General features: G+C 37.5%; 11 protein-coding genes. All 11 read right to left on the bottom strand.

Going from position 1 to position 18,988, the window contains the following annotated elements:
* Window positions 1–8: 8 nt before the first annotated feature.
* On the bottom strand, window positions 9–1,064 hold the full coding sequence (locus tag H4J61_RS07195) for an EpsG family protein (protein WP_182184519.1): 1,056 nt from the start codon (window positions 1,062–1,064) through the stop codon (window positions 9–11).
* Between the two features lie 171 nt (window positions 1,065–1,235).
* Window positions 1,236–2,237, bottom strand: coding sequence for an acyltransferase (locus H4J61_RS07200; RefSeq protein WP_182184520.1), 1,002 nt, complete (start codon window positions 2,235–2,237; stop codon window positions 1,236–1,238).
* 13 nt (window positions 2,238–2,250) lie between these two features.
* Entirely contained in the window at window positions 2,251–3,270 is a 1,020-nt protein-coding gene (locus H4J61_RS07205) for an NAD-dependent epimerase/dehydratase family protein (RefSeq protein WP_182184635.1), read from the bottom strand.
* A 74-nt stretch (window positions 3,271–3,344) separates the two neighbouring features.
* A complete protein-coding gene (gene tviB, locus H4J61_RS07210; RefSeq protein ID WP_182184521.1) occupies window positions 3,345–4,625 on the bottom strand; it encodes a Vi polysaccharide biosynthesis UDP-N-acetylglucosamine C-6 dehydrogenase TviB in 1,281 nt (426 codons plus the stop codon).
* Window positions 4,626–4,853: 228 nt separating this feature from the next.
* Window positions 4,854–5,882, bottom strand: coding sequence for a UDP-N-acetylglucosamine--undecaprenyl-phosphate N-acetylglucosaminephosphotransferase (gene wecA / locus H4J61_RS07215; protein ID WP_182184522.1), 1,029 nt, complete (start codon window positions 5,880–5,882; stop codon window positions 4,854–4,856).
* The gene (locus H4J61_RS07220; protein ID WP_182184523.1) at window positions 5,882–6,949 is read right to left on the bottom strand and encodes a Wzz/FepE/Etk N-terminal domain-containing protein; all 1,068 of its coding nucleotides are present in this window, start codon (window positions 6,947–6,949) and stop codon (window positions 5,882–5,884) included. Before H4J61_RS07220 ends, wecA begins: the two co-directional genes overlap by 1 nt.
* A gap of 525 nt (window positions 6,950–7,474) precedes the next feature.
* The gene (locus H4J61_RS07225) at window positions 7,475–10,267 is read right to left on the bottom strand and encodes an SLBB domain-containing protein (protein ID WP_182184524.1); all 2,793 of its coding nucleotides are present in this window, start codon (window positions 10,265–10,267) and stop codon (window positions 7,475–7,477) included.
* A 275-nt stretch (window positions 10,268–10,542) separates the two neighbouring features.
* Window positions 10,543–11,589 (bottom strand): NAD-dependent epimerase/dehydratase family protein, encoded by a 1,047-nt coding sequence (locus tag H4J61_RS07230; protein ID WP_182184525.1) that lies wholly within the window; start codon window positions 11,587–11,589, stop codon window positions 10,543–10,545.
* A 986-nt stretch (window positions 11,590–12,575) separates the two neighbouring features.
* Window positions 12,576–13,028, bottom strand: coding sequence for an REP-associated tyrosine transposase (locus H4J61_RS07235; RefSeq protein WP_182184526.1), 453 nt, complete (start codon window positions 13,026–13,028; stop codon window positions 12,576–12,578).
* 1,056 nt (window positions 13,029–14,084) lie between these two features.
* The gene (gene tviB, locus H4J61_RS07240; protein ID WP_220461205.1) at window positions 14,085–15,365 is read right to left on the bottom strand and encodes a Vi polysaccharide biosynthesis UDP-N-acetylglucosamine C-6 dehydrogenase TviB; all 1,281 of its coding nucleotides are present in this window, start codon (window positions 15,363–15,365) and stop codon (window positions 14,085–14,087) included.
* 842 nt (window positions 15,366–16,207) lie between these two features.
* Window positions 16,208–18,928: an SLBB domain-containing protein gene (locus H4J61_RS07245; RefSeq protein WP_182184527.1), complete on the bottom strand. Its 2,721-nt coding sequence runs from the start codon at window positions 18,926–18,928 to the stop codon at window positions 16,208–16,210.
* Between the last annotated feature and the right edge of the window lie 60 nt (window positions 18,929–18,988).

The following is an 18,988-nucleotide window of genomic DNA, read 5'->3' on the forward strand; positions in this document are numbered from 1 at the left end:
TATTCCAACTAAGTAGCTGGTACATACCTTAAGTTATTAATATCGACTTCATTAAAAAAAGAAAATAAAAAAGGTTGAGCTAAAAAATGATAAGAGTCTTTAATTACAACTTTATACCTATACATTCCCCAAGAGGTAGAAAGAATAGAAGCCATAAAGAATAAAATAACAGGGGTTTTATACATTAACCTCTTCCGCGAGTGAATGTCACAAGAAAATATTCTGTATAAAATCAGTAAAAAAACAACTAACTGAATAAGGTATTTATAGCGTTCTGAAATAGCAAAAAAACCCCACATAAGGCTTACAAATAAAATTAAGAAAGAGGCTGCTAGTTCAAAATCATTATTCAAACTTTTTTTCAAAGACAAATAAAGTAAAGATGCATAGAATGTTGATGACATAAATACCAAAGAAACTAACTTTGTTTTCCAATTAAGTTCTGCATTATGTCCCCAGCTTTCATGCAGAATATATGAGTTAACAACATATTCTGCTAACTGTTTGGGAAGAAAAATTGACACAGAATTGACTACAAGTTCAACCCCCAGCCCCATAAAAATTAATAGTGGTGAAAAAATCAAAAGTTTTGGGGTTATTACGCTGAAACTTTTTGGAAGCTGCCTTACTAAGATTATAATGATAAAGCCCAAAGCTATAAACACATGAATAAATATCGAAATAATTCCAATGAGATAGAATTTCCACCATTCGTTTTTCAAGCCATAAGCGATAGCCATTAAAAATAAGGAAGTTGACAAACCACTTCGTAAACCAATCGCACTATTAACAAATGAAACGACTAACAAAGTAGTTATTATAATAAGTCGCCATTGACTTTTAGATATATCTTGACCATCAACGATAATATCGATAGCTTTAAATATAGCTATATAGGAAAAAGTTGTTACTATAAAAGGGATGAATTCTTTTGGAAAACCTAATACTTCTATTAATTTGATAAGATAAATCACACCAAAGTTAGAGTTAAAACTCTCATGTATATCGACGAAGTTTAAGTCAACCAAAGCAATATAGCGCTCATAATAAACTACTAAGTCCATACCCTGGTACGGTATTAGATTATATGCGCATAAGCCCATAAAACATGAAATGACGAATGACTGTATCTTTGATTTAGGAACTGCTTCTACGACTATCCATATAAAAGACAGTATAGGTAATAACAAGAATAAAAGTGACTGTAAAACCACCACATGTTTTATTTTCATTGTTCAACCAGCATTCGGATATACTGATTTCGAATACATATTTTTCATAGATAATGTAAGTTTATTACTTATAAGTTCATGTATTCCCCAAGCTAAAATAACAGAACTTAAAAAAGCAATTAGAATAGCCCACCATTCAGAAATGCCTTTCGTTACAGAGTATTGAATTATTACATACCCAATATTTTGATGTAATAAATATAGAGGATATGAAATAACGCCAAAAAACTTAAGAAAGCCCTTAGAAAAGATATTAAAATCATATTTAATAACAACGATGAAAAGACTAAAGCAAATAATTGAAGCAAAAACATCATCAATACTGTTCCGTGCTAACAATATACACGTAATAGTGGAAAAGATACCAAACCAACCTTGGCGCAAATCATTATTCATTTTCAATAAAAATATTGACATGCCAAAAACAAAATAAGGAAGGTAATATGTAAAAAGTAAAACATTAAAAACTTTTGCAAAAATGAACTGTGAATTATGAGTAAATACACTTAATAGACAAATTAGGCTACTTATATAGACAAAATTTTTCAGCTTTTTAAAATAGACTGCTAGGCCAATCCAAAAATAAAAATTTAGTTCAATAGCTAAAGTCCAATACACACCATCGACACTTTTTATTCCTAAATAATTTTGAAACATAATTAAATTTAAAAAGGCTGTTTTTATATCAACAACTCTGCCTTGTAGCTGGTATAAACTTACAGTTATGAATGTCAATAACATTGACACCCAATAAGTAGGATATAACCTAAAAAAACGTGCTTCTATAAATTTTTTAAGGTTTCCACCTTTAGACGCAGAATAAAAAATAACAAAACCACTTATTATAAAAAATAAATCTACACCGTAATGCCCCCAAGAGAAAAGCAATTCATTTATATAGTCATGAGAATATAATTCATTGTATCTAAATGTATAATGGTATATTACAACTGACAAAGCGGCTAAACCACGTAAACCGTCTAATGCAGATATCCTATTTTTCAATTTAAGACTCCCTTCAACTTCTTTCTGTATACCACGAAATTGCTTGTTTAATACCAGCGTCAATAGCGAATTCAGGAGTATAACCAAGCTGTTCCTTGGCTAAACTTATATCTGCTTGTGAATGCCTAACATCACCAGTTCTAAAATCTCTATAAGTTGCTTTTTTATTATTATGAACATTATTTTCAGCAAGTGCTTTTTGTATAGAGCTATAAAGAATATTTAAGGTGGTTCTATCGCCGACGGCTACATTATAAACCTGATTCTTTGCTTCTTCTGATGCTGTTGCAGCTAAAATATTCATTTGAACGGTATTTTCAATAAAACAAAAATCTCGACTTGTTTCACCATCTCCATTAATAAAAACTGCTTCACCTTTAATAAGTGAAGCTGTCCATTTGGGGATCACCGCTGCATACGCACCATCAGGGTCTTGACGTTTACCAAATACATTAAAGTAGCGTAAACCTATAGATTTAAAACCATAGGTCTTAGCGTATACACCAGCGTAAAGCTCGTTTACATACTTAGTAACAGCATAAGGAGATAAAGGGTTACCAATATTTTCTTCTACTTTAGGTAATGCTGGATGATCGCCATAGGTAGAACTACTTGCCGCATAAGTAAAACTTTTTACATTAGCTTCTTTAGCTGCTTGTAGCATATTCAAGAAACCCGTAATATTTGCGGCATTACTGGTGATGGGATCAGCTATTGAACGAGGAACAGAGCCAAGAGCAGCTTGATGCAATACATAATCAACATTATGTAACACCTGTGTACAAGTATTATAATCTTGTACATCACCTTCAATAAATGTGAGATTTTGCCACTGGTTATCTGATACCAAGCTTTTTACTTCATCTAAGTTATGTTGATGGCCGGTAGCAAAGTTGTCTAAACCGACTATTTTTTGATCCAATAATAATAGGTGTTCAAGCAAATTAGAGCCGATAAAACCAGCGACACCTGTAATCAACCATGTTTTAGGTTCTATTTTTAAATTGTTTTTTATTTCTTGGTATTTAGTCATCAATTTTATTAACTCTTTCTGTATATTCAATGATCATGAAATTCCCTATTACATATGGGAATAAGACTTTCCCACTATAATCGCATATCAACTTTATCTTTAGGAAGAACATACTTTAAGTCATAAACCACATGATTTTCTTTACACAATGCTTTAATTTTTTCAGCACCTAGAGCTTTAAACTCATCATGAGATACTGCTAAAATAACGGCATCATAATGCGCTTGTTTAGGCTCATCTATCAGTTTTAAATTATATTCATGTTCAGCTTCAGCACTTGAGCACCAAGGATCTACAATATCTGTATTAATATTATATTCTTTTAGTTCACTGATAATATCTACAATTTTGGTATTTCGAAGATCAGGACAATTCTCTTTAAAAGTAAGCCCCATTACTAATACATTAGCACCTTCAACTTGTATGCGTTTTTTCAGCATTTTCTTAACCAATTGAGATACAACATAAGCACCCATTCCGTCATTTATACGGCGCCCAGCTAAGATCATCTCTGGGTGATAACCAACAGACTGTGCTTTATGCGTTAAGTAGTAAGGATCAACACCAATACAGTGACCGCCCACTAAACCTGGACGGAAGGGCAAGAAATTCCATTTAGTGCCCGCAGCTTCCAGCACTTCTAATGTATCAATATCAAGCTTATTAAATATAATTGATAGCTCATTTATAAGTGCAATATTGACATCACGCTGAGTATTCTCAATTACCTTAGCTGCTTCTGCCACTTTAATAGAACTTGCTTTGTGAGTACCGGCGATGATGATTGTTTTATAAAGCTGATCTACTTTTTCAGCAATTTCGGGGGTTGAACCTGAAGTGACTTTTAAAATATTAGTGACACGATGTTCTTTATCACCCGGGTTAATACGTTCTGGCGAGTAACCTGCATAAAAATCTTGGTTGAATTTTAACCCTGAAACACCCTCAACTACGGGAATACATTCTTCTTCGGTAGCGCCAGGGTAAACTGTTGACTCGTAAATAATAATGTCGCCTTGACTTATCACTTTGCCTAACATTTCACTCGCTTTAATTAGAGGTGTTAGATCCGGTTGCTTATGTTCATCAATAGGTGTAGGAACAGTTACAATATAGACATTACACGATTGAAGATCGTCTTTATTGGCACTATAAGCTAGTTTGCTAGCTTCTTTTAATTCTTCCGATGAGCATTCAAGTGTTGCATCTATTCCGTTTTGTAACTGCTCAACACGTTCCTTATTAATATCAAAGCCCGTGGTGTTAAATTTTTTACCAAATTCTACTGCTAGAGGTAGACCTACATAGCCAAGGCCGATAATACCAATTTTAACGGAGTCAAATGTAAAACTCATGATCTATTCCTATATTTTTTAAATTAATTGATGTGCCTAGAATGTTATTGAAAACCTTCAATACCTAAACTCAGAGTAATACCGGCCTGATATAATTTTGTTGTGAACAGGTCACTTTCTTGTTCGTCTAAAAGCTGCTTTAATGACATTTAATCAACAAAACGCTAACCTTCGCTAACGCCTCTTCATTTTTCTGTAAATAAGGTACACTATTTTTATTTGAAGTATTTACTCATCATACTTCCAACTAAAATGCCGAGCATACTTATTATAAAGAATGAATATCAACACAAATAACGCCAACTCAATGCTTTCAGGTACTTGAAAATATTCACCTAACACACCTAATATCGACATAAGTGCCGAAGCGATTGAAATAACTACTAGTGTTTGCCGTGAAGACAAACCTGCGCGTTGTAATATGTGGTGTAAGTGATCTCGGTCTGGCTTGAAAGGAGATTTACCTTTACGGTATCTGCGCATAACTATAGCCAGCATGTCCATTAAAGGTATGGCACATATCCATAATGCGGTTACTGGCCTAAATGATGCGCTTTCGCCTTGTGTGCCAATGGTTAATAGCCATATAACACTTAGGCCGATAAACATACTACCGGCATCGCCCATAAATATTTTTTTGCTATAACTTTTGAAAAAACCTAAATTAAACATCAAATAAGGTAAGGTTGCTGTCGCTAAAATTAGTGGATAGCTTAAGTAGCTTGTATTACCACTGATTAAAAATAATATCGCAATGGCGGTAAAGGTATTTAAACTTAAGCTACCAATTAAACCGTCAATGCCATCAACCATGTTGTAAGCATTAATCACCACAATAATGGCAAAATAAGTAAATACGATGCCTACGGGGCCGAGTTCAATATCGCCAAAACTAAATAAGTTACCTAAGTTTGATATATAACCACCTACGCCATAAATCATTAAACTAGCAATAATAATTTGCCCAACAATTCGAATGCGTACTTTAAGATCGAATTTATCATCCAGTGCGCCAATAAACACCATCATCGCAGAGGCAACTAGGTACATACGTAATTCTAAGGTATTAGGCAGCCAGATTAGGCTGGCCGCTAATACAGCAGCAAATATTGAAATGCCGCCAATCAATGGCACTTGTCCGTCATGATGTTTGCGTGCATTCGGTTTGTCTACTAAGCCAACATCAATGGCAATAGGCTTGAACACTTTTATTGCAATAAAAGCAAAGCAGAAGGCAGTTAAGGCAGCAATTATCATTATATATACTCCTGTTTACTTGTAACTTCAGCTGACGCTTGAGCAGCAGTAGTCGAACCTGATATTGGCTCAGCAACTTGGTTAGCACTATTTGAATGGTTAATGTCGTCTTTATTATTACCTTTATTATCTTTATTAGAAAAATAACGCACTAACACGATTAACACCGATAAAATGCCACCTAACATAGTACCTAGCACAACAATTAAGGCTCGTTTAGGTTTTGCTTTTTCTTCTGGCGCATTGGCGGGGTCAATGGTTTTCAACACATATTCTAGTGATACTTCGGCCAACATGATGGTTTTGGTTTGTTGCTCAATTAACTGATAGAACACCGTTTGCATGTCGGCTAGTTGAGTTTCTTGTAGCTTAGTGGATAAATAGTCGATACTACGTTGCGCTTCGGCTTTGTCTTGTTCGCGCATGGCGGCGTTAATATCACTTACTAGCCATAATAACCACTGCGTGGCAATTTCTGGTGAGTAATGTTCTATAGTTAGGGTGATCATGCCCGTTTCTTTATCCGCTGCCACCACTAAAATATCTTTAAACGTTTTATAAGCTTCCCATGAAGAAGGTTGAGGTTTTTTAGGTGCTTTAACTTCTCTTACCCATGTTTTAGTTGTCGCGTTATAAACGTCGCCATTCAATATCAGTGTATTTGTCTTAGCATTCCAATTTTCAGCCGCCATTAAAGGTACTAATAACTGGTGTTTATTGATGAATTTTTCGAGAAATACTCTAGACTTTAATACTTCAAGCGCTAGGCCTGTTTTATCTGTGCCGCCACCACCAAGATTAATGCCGGCAAGGCTTGCTAAACCACCAAACTGGCCAGCCATTTTAGATAAGCCACTTGCGCCACCTTGCTCACTAGCAGGTGCTAATAGGGTTGTAGCTTTATATATGTTAGGTTGATTAATCGCATAGATAATTGATGAAATAGCGAATAAGCCACTAATAGCAATAATTAATAGTTTGCCTGACCATATAGCATGCCAAAGCTCTGCTAGGTCAATTTCGTCGTCATCGGGAAGGTGTTGCTGATGATATTCGTTTGAATTCATTGCGTCGACTTCTTTTGAAGTACTTCCTTGCAATTTATGACTTTTCACAATATCTCACATTTAAGTTCATTTTAGTAACTTTCTCTATAGTTAATAAGCTTGCTGGGTTGTGCAGCTATAGATATATCTGTCTATAAGAGGCGCGCATTATAGCAATATATCTGTCATTTTTAATAGCTATTTATTGGTTTTGTTTGAACAAAAACATTTAGCCTTTTTGAGTTTACTGGCTAATTGGGATTTTGCCCTTTTTCGTTATGTGTTCGTTTTGTGGCTGACGGACTGAAGTCCGACCTACAAGTAGCTTTAAGTTTTGTGGCTGTCGGACTGAAGTCCGACCTACAAGTAGTTTTAAGTTTTGTGGCTGTCGGACTGAAGTCCGACCTACAAGGAGTTTTATAGTTAAATACACGAGATTAAATAACTATGCCGCTGACGCTATTACTAGCAATAGCGTCAGTATCTCTCTGAAATTGTTAGCAATTCACTGTCATTCAAAAACAGATAAAAACGCCAAACCAGCTATTACAAACCGCTAATGGCTGCAACCGCTACGGCTGAATTATAAATAATTTGTGTTACTGCCGACCAAAGGCTTAGGCTGTCTTTATATTCTAAATCTAGCGGTATTACTATGGTATCGCCTGGTGCTAACATATCAGCCTGGCTTGAAAACCAGTTGTTGTTATTACTGGCTAACTGCACTGTGCCATCGGCTTTGATAATATAAATACGTTCTTGGTCAGCACGGGTTTTTAAGCCACCTGAGCGGTTAATATAATCGTTAAAATCAACACCGTTTTCATACAAGTGTGATGTTGCATATTGCACTTCGCCTATTACGCTGATTGACTCTCGTTTTTTGGGTATATACAAAACATCGCCGTTATCTAAGCGAATATCGGCTAGGTTATTGCTTAATACTTGTGGTAGGTCAATTACTAAGCGGCCAATGGCTTCAGCCGAATTTAATTGAGTTAACAAGGCTGATGATTCGGTCAGTTCAGCGCTGCCCGCTTCATCATCAGTTAATTTTATTTGCGCTGTTTCACTTTCTAACTGTGCTTTCAGCTGTGCTATTTTTTCAGCTTCTTGCTTTTTAAGCGCGGCTCGGGTAAAAATTGCCGCCGAGGCATCAGCCTCTGTTGTTAAGCCGCCACCGCGCTGTATAACATTATTTAAGGTTTCACCTTTTTGTATAATATAACTACCGGGAAAAACCACTTCGCCGGTTAATTTAATTTCTCGATTTTCTTGCCAATCAGGTATGCGTTTAATGTTTAAGTTATCAAGTGATTGCAGTATAAACTGACTCGCTGGATTAATATTTTGATGGCTAATTTCAGCATTTTCTATACCGTCATGATTAAAGCGCACTAAGTCTGCATTAACCAAGTAGCTAGACTCTTTCAAGCCACCGGCTAAATTAATCAATTCATTACTAGTCATGTTAATAACATAAGGGTATTGCCCCGGAAAATGAACATCGCCGGTGATGCTAACAACATTTTGTGCCTTTGACTTGTCAGCTTGTTGGCGCAATTCAGTAATTAATTCCTCAAGTAATTCAGTACGCGGCTTGTTGCGGTTAAACAAAAACAATCGGTCAAGCGCGGTTAGTGAAATATTCTTCGCGGTGGCACTGGTTAGGTCGATGTAAAGCACACTGGTATTTAGTTGTTTGTCTTTTCTGGCGAGTAAAGCATATTCTAATTCAGAGTTTCGTGTATAACCCATAGCCGCATTGAGTAAGTCATTAACTGTGGCATTTACGGTTAACGGATAATCGCCAGGATTACGCACCGCGCCTTTTGCGCTAACAATAGTGGCAAGCTCTGCCAGTTGAGTTTGTGCTTTTAGCACCTCAAGCAAGGGTTCTAGGCTTTCGCTACGATTTCTTTGTTTGTTAAATACGTAAACTGTGTCTTCTGCCTGTAAAACAAAGTCTGACGAGGCTTGCTGACTTTTTATATAATTAGCAAAATTGACGTTATAGCTGGTCAATTTGCCGGTAATAGGGTTTTTACGGGTAATTAAAATGTATTCAAGATCAGGTTGGGTTTTAAAGTCATTAATACTGCGAAGAATATCGCTTAATTTGATATTTTTATACCAACCATAAATACCGGGACGTTGAATATGGCCTTTTACGGTAATACTTTGCTCTAGTGTTGATAACACTGAGGCCACTTCTATGATGTCACCATTGTTAACTTGGCTATTTTGGCCGGTCAGTAAGTTAACACTGAGCACTGAACGTAAGCCACTTTTGTTGATACGTGCTATTTTTCCTACTTGCTTATAAGCTGTGGCTTTTACTCCACCGGCCAAACTTATGACCTCAGCTATGCTTTGCTCGTTTTTAAGCTCATAAATCGCTGGACGACTTACTTCACCTTTAATGCCAACTGTTGTGCCCACCGTAGGTATAAAAACCACATCTCCGGCCATTAAACTGATATCGCCTGAGGTATCACCTTGTAATAACAGTTGGTATAAGTCTAGTTCTGCAATAACTTTGCCACGGCGTTTTACTTGAATGTTGCGCAATGAGCCAATGTCGTTAATACCACCCGCTGCATATATGGCTTGAGTTACCGTTGATAACGAACTTAAGGTATATGACGCGGCGCGATAAGCTTCGCCCAATACAAATACTTTAATAGAGCGTAATTCGCCCATTGATATGTTGCTTTTAACGCCTAATATTCGCTCGTCGATAATACTGGTGATTAAACTTTTTGCTTCACTAAAACTTTGCCCTGCTACATTAACCGGTCCTAATTTAGGAATATCAACATTACCTTGACGGTTTATGGGTAAGTTGTAACTCATGGTTTCTTTACCATAAAGCTGAATAGATAAAGAGTCGCCTGGGCCTAAAACATATTCAGAAGGAATTGGTACGTCAGAAACAGGGGCAAATGTTGATGGTTCGCCAGCAAATAACTCGTAACCAAAAGGCTTTAGGCTAAGGGTGTTTTCAATTTTTTCAAACTGTAGGCTAATGGCCTCAATTTCTGGTAAAGTTTCGTCAGATGATTTTAATGCTGGATCATTTTCATCTATTGGTGTGTTTCTAACTGGCACTAGTTCATTTAATGAGGGAGATGACTGCGTAGCTGCTTTGCTGTTATTGCCAAGGCCACCTAGTGCTGAGATGTCAATACCCATGTTTTTCGCGAGGGCTTTTTGCTGACTCGGTGACAATTGTTTAAATTGTTCTATTTGTGCTTGGCTTACGTCTGCAGAAAAAACATTAAAGGCACTGATGAAAAGTAACGACACAAGTGTGATTTTGACAAAAAATAACTTCATTGATTTATTTAACTTCTATAATTTATAGCGATGGTTTAATTATTAGATAGTCAAATAAGCTTTTATAAAAAAATGACAAAGGCTTAATTATATCCATATAAAGTCAGTCGAAAGATTGCTTAAAATTGACTTTAAAAGACATACCTAACAGATCAGCATTGCACAGTAGTTTAATTACTGTTCTTTGTCAAAAAAATTAATTTCAATATGGCGAATTAATTATTTTGCTTGATCTGCTTTGTTTACTTGGTTTTGCTTTACTTACTTAATTTTGCTTAGTTTGCTTGCTTGGTTAAAAATTTGATGTACCACGGCATGGCTTTATTTATGCCTTGTTGAATACGGTATGCTGGTTGATAACCGATAAGTTTTTTAGCTTTTGATATATCCGCCTGAGAATGGCGCACATCTCCAACTCTAAAGTCTTGGTATATAGCTGTTTTAGTATAGCTAACCTCATTGGTGTTTAATGCAGCAACTAAGCTCGAAAATAATTCATTAAGTGTTGTTCTATCCCCTAGCGCGACATTATATATTTGGTTTTTGCCTTGCTCATTCGCTGTGGCCGCTAATATATTGGCTTGTACGGCATTTTCGATAAAACAAAAATCACGACTGGTTTCACCATCACCATTAACAAATAAGTCTTGGTTGTCTATCATAGCGGCTGTCCATTTAGGAATAACTGCAGCGTAGGCGCCATCAGGGTCTTGGCGTTTACCAAATACATTGAAGTAGCGCAGGCCGGTGGCATTTAAGCCGTAAGTTTTATTAAATACATCGGCATAAAGTTCATTAACATATTTAGTCACGGCATAAGGGGATAATGGCTTACCAATGTTTGCTTCAACTTTTGGTAACGCGGGGTGATCGCCATAAGTAGAGCTTGATGCGGCATAAACAAAAGTGGCTACTTTAGCGTCTTTTGCTGCGGTTAACATATTCACAAAACCCGTAATATTGGCCGCGTTAGTTAAAATAGGATCTGCTATAGATCGAGGCACAGAGCCAAGGGCGGCTTGATGTAACACATAGTCAACGTTAAGGTTGTTAATAGTAAAGGCTTGTTGACAGTCATCAAAGTTTCGAATATCGCCATTAATAAAAGTAAAGTTATGCCATTGCTGTGCTGATACCTCAGATTTTACTTCGTCTAAGTTACGTTGGTGACCGGTAGCAAAGTTGTCTAAACCGATAACTTTTTGGTTCAATAGTAATAATGTTTCTAGAAGGTTTGAGCCAATAAAACCTGCGACCCCAGTAACAAGCCAAACTTTTGGTTCTTGCTTAAGCTGCTTTTGTACTTCTTCATATTTTGACATTATTACTTCCATTTAGTTTTAAATATTAAGTTTTATTGTATTCGCTGTACGGTTGACGGACTAAAGTCCGACCTACAAAGCAGTTGCCTAAATCTACATTATCACCTGTAGGCTCTATGTAGGTTGGTTTTTAGTCCATCAGGTTTTAAAAGATAGCTGTCAGTTTGAAGTTTTTAGCTGTCAGCCTTCAGTTATAAAAATAGCTTTTAGATTACTTTTTTATTTGGCTTTATCCTACTACGTTTTGTATTTGCTGCACGGTTGACGGACTAAAGTCCGACCTACAAAACAATCGCCTAAATCTACATTATCACCTGTCGGCTCGATGTAGGTTGGACTTTAGTCCATCAGGTTTTAAAAACAGCTGTCAGTTTGATAGTTTTTAGCTGTCAGCTTTCAGTTATAAAAATAGCTTTTAGGTTATTTGTTTGTTTGGCTTTAACCTACTCCGTTTTGTATTTGCTGTACGGTTGTCGGACTAAAGTCCGACCTACAAAACAATCGCCTAAATTTACATTGTCACCCTTAGGTTTGATGTAGGTTGGACTTTAGTCCATCAGGTTTTAAAAGATAGCTGTCAGCTTTCAGTTATAAAAATAGCTTTTAGGTTATTTGTTTGTTTGGCTTTAACCTACTCCGTTTTGTATTTGCTGTACGGTTGTCGGACTAAAGTCCGACCTACAAGATAATCGCCTAAATCTACATTATCACCTGTCGGCTCTATGTAGGTTGGACTTTAGTCCATCAAGTTTTAAAAAACAGCTGTCAGTTTGAAGTTTTAAGCTGTCAGTTATAAAAAATAGCTTTCAGATTGCTTATTTGTTTGGTTTTACCCTACTACGTTTTTTATTCGCTGTACGGTTGACGGACTAAAGTCCGACCTACAAAACAATCGCCTAAATCTACATTATCACCCGTAGGCTCTATGTAGTTTGGACTTTAGTCCATCAGGTTCAATAAAGTTTAACTTTTATATAAACAGTGACCTACAAATATACTGAATTCCAAAAAGAATAATTAGCAATATTATTCACTAATCTTTTTCTCAATGGATTGGCAAGAATATATCTAGCTAGATTCTTTCTATTTTCATCAACCCTTAAAGTACGATCATAAAACGATGATTGCCAAAATTGCTTTTGCTGATTACGTTCTTTATTAATAATAAAGCTAGCACTTCCCTTTAAACCCTTAACAACATTAGGTAGTGTTGAACCATCAGCATTTAAACGCAATAAGCCATGAAAATGATCAGGCATTAATACCCATGCCAGCCATACACAATTATGCTTAGTTTCATTAACAATTATTTGCTGAGAAAACAAACAGGCCAAATTAAAATCATGAAAATATGGTTCTCTGTTTTGGGTATTGAAAGTAACAAAATACTCACCTTGCTCATGTGAATAACGGCCTTTACGCAAATCAGACCATGACATAAAACCTCCATGTTTTATAATTTATTAAAGCTTTGGCATTGGCTAATTTAGTTAATAGCCCGCTGCACGGTTGACGGACTAAAGTCCGACCTACAAAACAATCGCCTAAATCTACATTATCACCTGTCGGCTCTATGTAGGTTGGACTTTAGTCCATCAGGTTAAATGAAATTTAACTATTTGCGGAATAATGCCAACTGCAAATGTTTGTTGGCCCATATCGTTAATAGCTTGCTGTGCGGTTGACGGACTAAAGTCCGACCTACAAAACAATCGCCTAAATCTACATTGTCACTTGTCGGCTCTATGTAGGTTGGACTTTAGTCCATCAGGTTAAATAAAATTTAACTGTTTTCGGAATAATGCCAACTGCAAATGTTTGTTGGCTCATCTCGTTAATAGCCTGCTGTACGGTTGACGGACTAAAGTCCGACCTACAAAACAATCGCCTGAATCTACATTTTCACCCGTAGGCTCGATGTAGGTTGGACTTTAGTCCATCAGGTTAAATGAAATTTAACTGTTTGCGGAATAATGCCAACTGCAAATGTTTGTTGGCCCATCTCGTTAATAGCTTGCTGTACGGTTGACGGACTAAAGTCCGACCTACAAAACAATCGCCTAAATCTACATTATCACCTGTGGGCTCTATGTAGGTTGGACTTTAGTCCATCAGGTTAAATGAAATTTAACTGCCTTCGGAATAATGCCAACTGCAAAAAATAATACGCTGTAAATACCTGTTGGCCCATCTCGTTAATAGCCCGCTGTACGGTTGACGGACTAAAGTCCGACCTACAAAACAATTGCCTAAATCTACATTATCACCTGTGGGCTCTATGTAGGTTGGACTTTAGTCCATCAGGTTAAATGAAATTTAACTGTTTTCGGAGTGATGCCAACTGCAAATGTTTGTTGGCCCATGTCGTTAATAGCCTGCTGTACAGTTCTCGGACTAAAGTCCGACCTAAAAAACAATCGCCTCAACCTACGTTATCACCCGTGGGCTCGATGTAGGTTGAGCCTTCGGACTGCATTGCTGATTTATCCCCTACACTATAAACGCATGTCTACTGACTCTTTTGGTAGTATATACTTTAGGTCATAAAGTACATGGTGTTGTTTACCTAGTTTGCGAATTTCGTCAACACCTAAGCTCTTAAATTGATTATGGGCTACCGCCAAAATAATAGCGTCGTAATGACCAGCTTCGGGTTTTTCTGTCAGGCTTAAGTTATATTCGTGCTCGGCTTGTTCGCTTGAACACCAGGGGTCAGTAATATCAACATTCATGTTGTATTCTTTAAGCTCACTAACAATATCAACAATTTTGGTATTGCGTAAATCAGGACAGTTTTCTTTAAAGGTTAGACCCATAATTAACACATTCGCACCCTCTACCTGAATACGTTTGTGTAGCATGTTTTTGACTAACTGAGAGACAACATAAGCGCCCATGCCGTCATTTAAACGCCGACCAGCGAGTATCATTTCAGGATGATAACCTACTGATTGCGCTTTATGCGTTAAGTAGTAGGGATCAACACCAATACAGTGACCACCGACTAAACCTGGGCGAAAGGGCAGAAAGTTCCATTTGGTGCCAGCAGCTTCAAGTACTTCTAAGGTGTCGATATTGAGTTTGTTAAATATAATAGACAGCTCGTTAATTAAGGCAATGTTAACGTCGCGTTGTGTGTTTTCAATAACTTTTGCGGCTTCTGCAACTTTAATTGAACTCGCCTTATAGGTGCCTGCAATGATAATAGAGCGATATAGGTTGTCTACAATTGTCGCTACTTCAGGTGTTGAGCCAGAGGTGACTTTTAAAATATTAGTCACTCTGTGCTCTTTGTCACCGGGGTTGATACGTTCAGGTGAATAACCTGCGTAAAAGTCTTTGTTGTACACTAAACCCGAGGCTTTTTCGACTACGGGAATACAAGCTTCTTCAGTTGCACCTGGGTAAACCGTCGACTCATAAATAATAATGTCGTTTTTACTGATCACTTTACCTAACATTTCGCTGGCTTTAAGTAATGGTGTTAAATCGGGCTGTTTATGCTGGTCGATAGGTGTTGGTACGGTAACGATATAAACGTTGGAGTTTTTCAAGTCTTCAGGTTGGCAAGCATAACTTAGGTTGGTTGTTTCAGCTAATTCTTCATCGCTAACCTCAAGGGTACTGTCTGTGCCATTATTTAATTCAGTAATACGTGCTTGATTGATATCGAAACCTAAGGTTTGATATTTTTTTCCAAACTCTACTGCCAGTGGTAAACCAACATAGCCTAAGCCTATTACGGCTATTTTCACATCATTTAAATCACGTATCATTTTGGGAATCCTTTGCCTTTAATAGCGGTTATTAAAAAAGTTATAAGTTATTAGCTGTTAGTAGAATAAAGCCTTCTGTTTAAAGTTTACTTGTCGGTTGATATTTTTATCATCAGGTTTTAAAAGACAGCTGTCTGTTTGGCCTTATCCCACTACGTTTTGTATTCGCTGAACAGTTGACGGACTAAAGTCCGACCTACAAAACAATCGCCTAAACCTACATTATCACCCGTGGGCTCTATGTAGGTTGGACTTTAGTCCATCAAGTTAAATGAAATTTAACTGTTTTCGCATAAATGCAAACCACAAAAAATAATGCCAACTGCAAATGTTTGTTACTCCATTTCGTTAATAGGCCGATGAACAGTTGACGGACTAAAGTCCGACCTACATAAACAATTGCCTAAATCTACATTGTCACCTGTGGGCTCTATGTAGGTTGGACTTTAGTCCATCAAGTTAAATGAAATTTAACTGTTTTCGCATAAATGCGAACGACAAAAAATAATGCCAGCTGCAAATGTTTGTTGGCCCATTTCGTTAATAGGCCGATGAACAGTTGACGGACTGAAGTCCGACCTACAAAACAATCGCCTAAATCTACATTGTCACCTGTGGGCTCTATGTAGGTTGGACTTTAGTCCATCAGGTTAAATGAAATTTAACTGTTTTCGCATAAATGCGAACGACAAATAATAATGCCAACTGCAAATGTTTGTTACTCCATCTCGTTAATAGGCCGCTGAACAGTTGACGGACTAAAGTCCGACCTACATAAACAATTGCCCAACGCTACATTGTCACCTGTGGGCTCTATGTAGGTTGGACTTTAGTCCATCAGGTTAAATACCGTTTATTGCTGCTACTGCTACAGCAGAGTTATAAATAATTTGTGTGGCTGTTGACCATAATGTTAGTTCATTCATATATTCAGAGTCTAATGGCACTACGATGGTATCGCCTGGTTTTAACAAGGCGTCTGCTGCGCCAGAAAACCAGTTACTTTCTTCAACCATTTTAATACTACCACTGGCCGAGATAACATAAATACGATCGGCGTCAGCACGTTTTTTAATGCCACCACTTTGCTCGATATAGTCTTCGGTCGTCATGGCATTGTCATATAAATGTGATGAGCCCACCTGAACTTGGCCAATAACATTAATGGAGTTGTTCTTAGTTGGCACATAAAGTACGTCACCGCCCTCTAGTAACACATCATTATTATTTGAAGCCATTAAACTGGGTAGATTAATCACTAAACGCCCGACTGGATCTAGATTAGTAATATCAGCCAGTAGTTTTTGGGCATCGTCGTAAGAAGCTGAAGTACCTTGTTCGGTTAACGATTTAGAGGCCATTTCAATACGTAGGTCACCAGCAAGCTTAACTAGGTTTTGCTTTTCAAGTTCTTTTAACTTTATGCGAGTAAACACTGACGCGTCAGGGTGAGCATATTGGGTTAAACCGCCGGCTTTACTAACTAAGTCAGCGATGGTTTCACCGCGACGAATGGTATATTTGCCAGGAAAGACAAACTCTCCGCGTAATTCAACCACATGGTTTTCACTCCAGGCCGGAATTTTATGCACGTTTAGTCGATCTTTACTTTGCAAAGCAATATCGAAAACTTCATCTCCTTTTAAGGCTAAGCCTAGGTCGACATCTAAAGAAATTTTTGTCGCACCTGCCGCGGTAAGTGTATTACGAGTAACCTCTGCTCGCGCTAAGTAAGCCGACTCATTTACGCCACCAGCAGCGGCTAATAAATCACTCACTTTTGCATTTTTCGCTAGCGGATAAACACCAGGAAACTTGACTTGGCCATCTACTTCAATCAATTGAATGGGTTGGCCAGATGCGCCTTGCTGACGTAACTTTGTTAGCACTGGCGCTAACAAACGAGGGCGAGAAAACAAACCCATTGCACGAATATCGACTTCCTGGTCTACACTACTATTGGTCATCTGCACTAAAGATTGATTGGCTAAACGCCCTGCTTCTTCAGTTGCATCAGTGTCTGTTGCATATTGTGATGAACTGCCGCCATATTTGTCCCAAAACAATTTTTCTTTATGTGACGTTTTAGCCTGCTGTCGCTCTTTGGCAAAAAGTTGCTCTTGGGTAAAAGCCAATTGGTCTAATGATATTTTTTTATCCAACTGCTTAGTAACATTAGCAAATATCAATAGTTTGTCGTTAGGTAATAAGGCAAGGTTATCAACCGGATTAGGTGTTGATTTATTAAGCGCCTTGGCTAAGTTAAATTGTAATATTTCAATATTTCTGGCTTGGTCTTTTTGACGCACAATTAAGCCGTAACTTAAGTCAGCAGAAGGCAAAATATGAGAGTCTAAACTGGGCAGCAAATCAGCTATTTTAAGACCTTGTTGCCATTGATATTTTCCAGGACGTGTCACGGCGCCGATAACAGTAATTGATTGTTCATACATACCCGAGCTTTTTAACACCCGAATATAGTCACCACTTTTCAGTAATTGTTTACGCGCTTTACTATCCGTTAGGTCAATATTAATGATGCTAAGTAAGCTGTCTTGATTATAGCGTTCTACCATGGTTGATTGCGGATAGGCAGACGGTAACAAACCACCGGCCATTTCAATAATTTGATTGAAGTTATCGCCAGCCTTTAGTTCGTATATAGCCGGACGCCTAACTTCGCCCCGTATTGAAACATTTTTACTTTGAGTTGGAATGAAAACCACGTCGCCAGATTGCAACAAAATGTCGCTTGAAGAGTCGCCGTTTATTAGCAGGTCGTATAAATCAACAGTTTGTACTATTTTGCCCGCGCGTTTTACTTCAATATTACGTAATGAGCCAATATCGCTAACCCCACCGGCAGCAAAAATAGCGTGTGTAACACTTGAAAGTGAACTAAGCGTGTAAGGGCCTGGTTTGTAGGCGTCACCTAAAACAAAAATACGCATTGAACGTAATTCAGCTAAGCTAACCACCACGTTTACGCCCAAAATACGTTGTTGAATTCTTTCAGCTAGAAATTTTTTCATCTCGCCAAACGCTAAACCAACAATTTTCACTGGTCCAATATTAGGGATAAGTATATTGCCCTCTCGCGTTATTGGCAGTATGTATTCAGCATTTTCTTTACCATACATTTGTATCGATAATTGGTCGCCAACGCCTAGGATATAGTGTTCAGGAATGGCAATATCCATGGTGGGGGTAAACGTACTTGGCGCATTGGCAAAAACCTCCATACCAAATCTTGTTAGTGGCTTAAATAATTCAGTGTCACTTTCAAACTCAATAACCTCTGCTTGCCCTACCATTTTATTTTCAACTGTAGATCTTGGCACAACGGGTGTAGATGATAATTGTGCTTGTTGGTTGCTACCCGATATTTGTCCCATAACGGCATTAAGATCAACACCCATGCTTTGTGCTAATGACTGCTGCTGAGATTTAGGTAAATTTTTAAATTGCTCTATTTGCTGTGGGCTAATTTGCGCTGCGATAGCACTAAAGGAGAGTGTAAAAACTACCAAAAGGCTTGTCAGTTGACGGATAAAGTAAATCATTGGTACATGTTTTTCCTGTGTATACGGAGGGGACAGAAATCAACCTTAACCAAAAGTTAA

The sequence above is a fragment of the Colwellia sp. MB3u-4 genome, assembly GCF_014077065.1.
In the GTDB taxonomy this organism is placed as follows: Bacteria; Pseudomonadota; Gammaproteobacteria; order Enterobacterales; family Alteromonadaceae; genus Cognaticolwellia.

Bases quoted from the DNA above. Each gene is read 5' to 3' on its own strand.
- H4J61_RS07195 (WP_182184519.1), bottom strand. From the start codon at position 1,064: ATGGACTTAGTAGTTTATTATGAGCGCTATATTGCTTTGGTTGACTTA.
- H4J61_RS07205 (WP_182184635.1), bottom strand. From the start codon at position 3,270: ATGACTAAATACCAAGAAATAAAAAACAATTTAAAAATAGAACCTAAA.
- tviB (WP_182184521.1), bottom strand. From the start codon at position 4,625: ATGAGTTTTACATTTGACTCCGTTAAAATTGGTATTATCGGCCTTGGC.
- wecA (WP_182184522.1), bottom strand. From the start codon at position 5,882: ATGATAATTGCTGCCTTAACTGCCTTCTGCTTTGCTTTTATTGCAATA.
- H4J61_RS07220 (WP_182184523.1), bottom strand. From the start codon at position 6,949: ATGAATTCAAACGAATATCATCAGCAACACCTTCCCGATGACGACGAA.
- H4J61_RS07225 (WP_182184524.1), bottom strand. From the start codon at position 10,267: ATGAAGTTATTTTTTGTCAAAATCACACTTGTGTCGTTACTTTTCATC.
- H4J61_RS07230 (WP_182184525.1), bottom strand. From the start codon at position 11,589: ATGTCAAAATATGAAGAAGTACAAAAGCAGCTTAAGCAAGAACCAAAA.
- H4J61_RS07235 (WP_182184526.1), bottom strand. From the start codon at position 13,028: ATGTCATGGTCTGATTTGCGTAAAGGCCGTTATTCACATGAGCAAGGT.
- tviB (WP_220461205.1), bottom strand. From the start codon at position 15,365: ATGATACGTGATTTAAATGATGTGAAAATAGCCGTAATAGGCTTAGGC.
- H4J61_RS07245 (WP_182184527.1), bottom strand. From the start codon at position 18,928: ATGATTTACTTTATCCGTCAACTGACAAGCCTTTTGGTAGTTTTTACA.